We start from the raw sequence: 5,110 nt of genomic DNA on the forward strand, positions 1-5,110 counted from the left end.
ATTTAGTTCCCTGATTTAGGAAACAAAGCCTATCAACATTGTAATCTCTCATTCGTCGAAAATGCTCTTCATCATGAGTTACCACACCACTGGAATCCTCAACATCTAAATCGTAGAAACTAAGCGTGTAACCAACTCGTAGGTCATTCAACATACATAATAGGTAGAAGTGATTTCTAGAAAAAGTCGTGAGAGGGTACGAGCCTGAGCCTTTAATGTACGCAATAGAAAGCTTCTTAGCTAAAGCCTGTCTAGCGTCTTTAGCTCGTTTTCTTTCTTGCTCGGCTCTAAGTCGTTCCTCTTTAAGGTGAGTGAATTTATATTTAACACTATCCAGGGCTTCTCTAGCTTTTTCGATAGCTTCAATTTCTTCATCACTAAACAGCGACTTAGTATTTCGGTCTCCTAAAAGCTCCTTGGCTAAACCATTACTTAAACGCGTGATAGCAGTTTGCTTTTTCTTGGCCTTATCCGAATCCCAATACTTGAATAGTTCTTCGTTCATGACTTAATTCCTTGAGTTTTTAATTAACCGAAAACACTTAACCCTTTGTCGGATATACGCCAATAGATTTTGGCCGTGTTTCTTTGGTAGCTATCACCAATAACGACTTGGCCATCTTTATCTAACACTCGTCGCTCAATAAAACCCGCATCGAGTAGGAGATAGAGCACCTTATGAGAATTACTAAGACTCGGCACATCGAGTAGCTGCTCTTTCAGTGAATTAGCCTCATAGAAAAAGGTTTCATCATCTGATTTCAATAGTTCGACCTTGCCATTATCCAAGTTGTGATGACAAAGATTCATGATCGTTAAAAGCTGAAAGCAAAGCGATTGTCTAGGCAATTGAGAGAGCTCACGTAAGTGCTTAATTCTTTGTTCATATGAAAAACTCATGACGGATTCTCTTGTTTTTGTTTTTTGATGTCATTCACTGCATTGACGCAAACCTTAAGCCACTGAAAACCTAATTCACCTTCTAGGTTATCAGGGAGGTTTTGACTCAGAGCCTCATAACTTGGTGTATCACCACCAAACTCACGAACGTAAAAGGCCAACATTACAAACCATTCACTGTTTTTCGTAGGAGTCCAGTTTCTAGCCATAAGGCAATAGTATGCAGATTTAGCGATACATTGGGGTAGGTGCTTATATTTTTGAGGTTGGTAAACACGATTGCGCAACCAATCCGCGCTCATTGATTCTTTGTCAGTGAGAGATTTAGATTTAGCCATTTCAAACAGCATACGGGCGCTAAGTTCGCGGTCTTCGCGTTGCTCTTCAACGGTGTTAAAAAACGCTACAACCAATGTACGGTATTCATCTTTAAGAGTTTCATTGTAGTTATTCGTATTCATCTGAGTTCTCTTTTTGTGCTTGCTTGGCAAGTTCTAACCACTCGCCTAATAACGCTTTCCAACTTTCACTGATTGGGTAGTCATTCAAGAGGAGAAAGCGAGCTGCAATAGCTTTTTCAATATCAGTATTTGGCAACCAATCAAGTTCAATCAATAAATCAAAAGTGGCCCTACAAACCCATTGAGGAGCACGACTTTCAATAACCCAAGCTTTCATTACTTCACCTGGGGGTGGGGGCCCATGTTGCTCATAGGCCCGTTCAACCGCTCTAGTCGTTATTTGTTCAATGGCTTGAGTAGCGCTGCCTTCAAAGTTTAATGAGTACAACTTAATTAGGTTGGCTCGATGTGTATTCACGACTCGAGCCAGCTTCTTTTTATTAGTGGCCATGCTCTATCGAGTGATACCCAATCACTGAGATATCTCTGGCTGGTACGGTCAATTTCCCAGGACTAGCATCAAGTACAATAACGATTTGGCCAATTTCGGCTTGGCCATTGAGATCAATGAAGCCTTGCTCCCCCTCAAACGATATTCTTATTCCATTATTTTGCGGGATAGGGGTAGCACCTGATACTTTCGTTTGAGTGACTTCATTTAAAGTCTCCTCATTCGTAACTTCTTGATGTTCAGGGGAGGGTTGTTCTTCATCAACTTGTTTTGATTTAGCCTCTTTCTTAGAAGCCTTTAAGCTTTTTACGAGCTCTTTAGCTTCTTTACGTGAAACAGGAGATTCAAGAAGTTTCTTTGTTTCTACCTCACTGAGTTCTCCTGCAATACGTAGAGAGTTGACGGTATCAACATCACGGATAATGCCATTGTGATAAGCAAGCTCAATATAAGGAGGGCATTGAGCCGCCTTTCGAAAAGCGCTAATACGAGATTCAGACAAGCTCACAACATTGGCTAGATCTTTGTTCTCTGCAATCCCTTGCTCTTCCATTAGCAGCTCTAAAGCGCGGCCCGTTTCAAAAGGAGTAAGGTCGTTTCTATGAAGGTTTTCTGATAGTTGCGCTAACACGGTTCCCGCGTCACGCACCAAACATTCTACATGAGTGATTTTGTCACTCAGGTTGGCCGCTCTCCAACGACACTCACCCACTTGTATTTTGTAGCCACGAATATCTTTGTGAGTCACAACGATGGGTTGAATCTGGCCGATATCGTCCATGTTTTTAGACAATTCGGCAATGTACTCTTCATCAAAGAATTTACGTACCTGTTCAGATGAATAGATCTCCTCTTTAGGGATCAGAACAACGCTCTCACCAGGCTTTACTTCGTTGATCTCTTCATCGAGCAACGATTTGGACTTGTTTTTCATTAAGGCTTTAAAGTCTTTTTTACCACTCATGACAACGCCTCCGCTTTCAACTCAAACTCTTGCATCAAAGCATCGATGTTGATGTATTCAGCTTTTTTCGCGTCATACTCAATAATGCTTTGCTTGAACGCTGAGGCTTCTGAAACCCTAGTTGTATGGATCACCTGAGTCTTGAATAGCAGGTCGCCATAATCCTCAGACAACTTAGTAGCGAAATAATCTTGCAATTGAGTTGGGAATTTTTTCACCATGTTTAGGTACATACCTAATACAGATACATCCAAACCATAAGTGTTTTTGATACGCGCTACAGATTTGAAAATTTTAGATACACCTTTAAAACTGTCTTCTTCTGCTGTGGTAGGAATCAATAAACCATCACACGCGATGAGAGCCGAGTATTGCAGGTTTCCAACAGAAGGGGCGGTGTCGATAAATACGTAGTCGTATTGTTCAGCTAATTTATTGATGTTGTCAGCAAAGAAGGGTTTTGCATGCAAAAGTGAACGGTTATAATTTATACACAATTTCAGGGGATAACTTCCGAATAAATTTATGGGATCTTTTCTCTGATTCCAATTATCGTGATACACCTCTTTAAGATGTTAACGTTACTTTTCTGATAAACTCGAGCTTCAGTTATCTAGATAGAATAAATTCATGAGTCGGAACCTTAAACACTATCAAGCCCTTGATGAACTTGTAACAAATTCACTTCTCGCACTGTATTGCACGATGAGTCAGCAAGGCGGATTTTGGACAGCAAAAAGAAGAAACGAGCTGTTAGTAAAATTCATCAAACCAAAGGTAAAGCGCCCTCAGTTTTCGACATGCAAAAATGAACTAAAGACAATGCTCAGTATTGGCCGTAGCGGAACGGGCAACCTTGAAGAAAAGCTATGGGATATCAATCGACTGAATCTCGAGTATCAAGCCAAATTCTCACGGGCTGATGACCTCTATATCATGTTAACAGAGTTATTTGAGCAGCATCAATTCCCGTCGATGCTGGAAGATATAGAAAAAGAAATTGAGCGAGACACTCTCTACATGAAAGAAAAAAGCGTAGAGCAAGGGTTTGATGAACACAACAATCAAATAAAGCCACTGGCCATAACAGTGAAGACCAATCGATTGAAAGTGTTAATTAAAGCGCTACAAGCCAAAGGGATTTATCGTGTTGAAATTGTTAGTGAAGATAAAGATGAAGTCATTCACCTGTTACTGCATCGAGAGAAATAAGGAGACACTGATGTATAGAAAGCAAACGACTTGACTTAAATAACGTCATGACAGAAAATAAAATCATGAGAATTCAAAACGGCAAAAGAGGGCGACCTAAACAGGACGTAACTCTTGATAAAAAACAAGAAATTCGATGTACAGAGAGTGATAAGGCGCTGTGGAAACTTGCAGCCCAAGATCATGAGTCGGTTAGTGAATGGGCTAGAGAAATCCTTACGCGAAGCGCTAAGAGGAAGGTTAAGGACAGTTAATGACTTGGAAAGGTTTCACTATTGAAGGCGACTTTTATGACTTAACCCATCTACAAAGTACCTCTCATGACATCGAGGTTGATGGTAACTCAGTAAAACTACATGTTAGTTACGCCAATCACTGCTTTACTGATGAGAAAGAAAATGGGCCAATACTTTTTAGGCAGGAAGGGCGATACTGGTGTCATGAGAGATACCAACGCAGCATAGAACTTCCGGATCTCATCAAAAATAAACTTATCAATAACTATGCTGTGCCTTACATGACCAAGAAAGGCGAATCCTATCATTACATGGAAGCATTTGATTACGCTATCTTCTTTAGTATTTCTAAACCAAATGGCACTACCAATGAATTGAAACTTAGAGTCAATTCAGCTTATGAGGTTGACGACTGGGGTAAAGGAACTCTACCGAAAGGTAAAGCCAAGCGTGTTAGCTGGATACTTTCACAACGACTTCAAGGAAAGTCGGTACTTAAAAGAAAGTAGTAGATATGAAAAAAGCACCTTAAAGGTGCTTTTAACAAATAAAAAATCTGGTCTGGTCTTTATCTTGGATTATCCTGTTCACTGACTAGGGGAATCGCTTCCGACACCAACACCCTCAAAGAGAGTTCCAGTATGTGTTGACACCTCTAATATTACGCAATAGCGTATCAATTACCAATAGATTTTACCTATCAAAAAATCAAATACCTCCCCATATTCCTATCTAAAAAGTCATATCAGCAATTGTTAGTATACTCACAGTACTTGTATCTGGGGTTTTGTACCCATTTCAGAGAAAAGTCCAATGTGAGTCGCCATCTCTTATAACGTCAATACAGTTTGGTAATTAAGGTACGACAGAATCGCTTGGTGATCACACGATCAACTAACCAAGCCGAAAATGATAAATGTCGAGTAGACGACACTTGTTACCAAGT

7 protein-coding genes and 1 pseudogene are annotated in these 5,110 nt (G+C 40.2%); 2 read left to right on the forward strand and 6 right to left on the reverse strand.

Going from position 1 to position 5,110, the window contains the following annotated elements:
- The 6 genes and pseudogenes from A142_RS04665 to A142_RS04690 all read right to left on the reverse strand — a co-directional run.
- Positions 1 to 505, reverse strand: a pseudogene (locus tag A142_RS04665) (hypothetical protein); the annotation flags it as partial.
- 23 nt (positions 506 to 528) lie between these two features.
- Positions 529 to 900 carry a hypothetical protein gene (locus A142_RS04670; RefSeq protein WP_019826171.1) on the reverse strand — a complete coding sequence of 124 codons (372 nt, stop codon included), beginning with the start codon at positions 898 to 900 and terminating at the stop codon, positions 529 to 531.
- Positions 897 to 1,361 (reverse strand): hypothetical protein, encoded by a 465-nt coding sequence (locus tag A142_RS04675; RefSeq protein WP_019826172.1) that lies wholly within the window; start codon positions 1,359 to 1,361, stop codon positions 897 to 899. The genes A142_RS04670 and A142_RS04675 overlap by 4 nt, the downstream gene beginning before the upstream one ends.
- Entirely contained in the window at positions 1,348 to 1,578 is a 231-nt protein-coding gene (locus tag A142_RS25375; protein ID WP_241813043.1) for a hypothetical protein, read from the reverse strand. The genes A142_RS04675 and A142_RS25375 overlap by 14 nt, the downstream gene beginning before the upstream one ends.
- 163 nt (positions 1,579 to 1,741) lie before the next feature.
- On the reverse strand, positions 1,742 to 2,716 hold the full coding sequence (locus A142_RS04685; protein ID WP_019826174.1) for a ParB/RepB/Spo0J family partition protein: 975 nt from the start codon (positions 2,714 to 2,716) through the stop codon (positions 1,742 to 1,744).
- Entirely contained in the window at positions 2,713 to 3,186 is a 474-nt protein-coding gene (locus A142_RS04690) for a ParA family protein (RefSeq protein WP_019826175.1), read from the reverse strand. The genes A142_RS04685 and A142_RS04690 overlap by 4 nt, the downstream gene beginning before the upstream one ends.
- A 160-nt stretch (positions 3,187 to 3,346) precedes the next feature.
- Between A142_RS04690 and A142_RS04695 the strand changes: the two genes are divergently transcribed.
- Together A142_RS04695 and A142_RS04705 are read left to right on the forward strand one after the other, a co-directional pair.
- Positions 3,347 to 3,928 carry a DUF2913 family protein gene (locus tag A142_RS04695; protein WP_019826176.1) on the forward strand — a complete coding sequence of 194 codons (582 nt, stop codon included), beginning with the start codon at positions 3,347 to 3,349 and terminating at the stop codon, positions 3,926 to 3,928.
- Positions 3,929 to 4,181: 253 nt separating this feature from the next.
- Positions 4,182 to 4,673, forward strand: a complete 492-nt coding sequence (locus A142_RS04705; RefSeq protein ID WP_019826178.1) for a hypothetical protein — start codon at positions 4,182 to 4,184, stop codon at positions 4,671 to 4,673.
- Positions 4,674 to 5,110: the final 437 nt, after the last annotated feature.

This window comes from Vibrio splendidus 12E03 (assembly GCF_000272105.2).
In the GTDB taxonomy this organism is placed as follows: domain Bacteria; phylum Pseudomonadota; class Gammaproteobacteria; order Enterobacterales; family Vibrionaceae; genus Vibrio; species Vibrio splendidus_I.

Bases quoted from the DNA above. Each gene is read 5' to 3' on its own strand.
- A142_RS04670 (WP_019826171.1), bottom strand. From the start codon at position 900: ATGAGTTTTTCATATGAACAAAGAATTAAGCACTTACGTGAGCTCTCT.
- A142_RS04675 (WP_019826172.1), bottom strand. From the start codon at position 1,361: ATGAATACGAATAACTACAATGAAACTCTTAAAGATGAATACCGTACA.
- A142_RS25375 (WP_241813043.1), bottom strand. From the start codon at position 1,578: ATGAAAGCTTGGGTTATTGAAAGTCGTGCTCCTCAATGGGTTTGTAGG.
- A142_RS04685 (WP_019826174.1), bottom strand. From the start codon at position 2,716: ATGAGTGGTAAAAAAGACTTTAAAGCCTTAATGAAAAACAAGTCCAAA.
- A142_RS04695 (WP_019826176.1), top strand. From the start codon at position 3,347: ATGAGTCGGAACCTTAAACACTATCAAGCCCTTGATGAACTTGTAACA.
- A142_RS04705 (WP_019826178.1), top strand. From the start codon at position 4,182: ATGACTTGGAAAGGTTTCACTATTGAAGGCGACTTTTATGACTTAACC.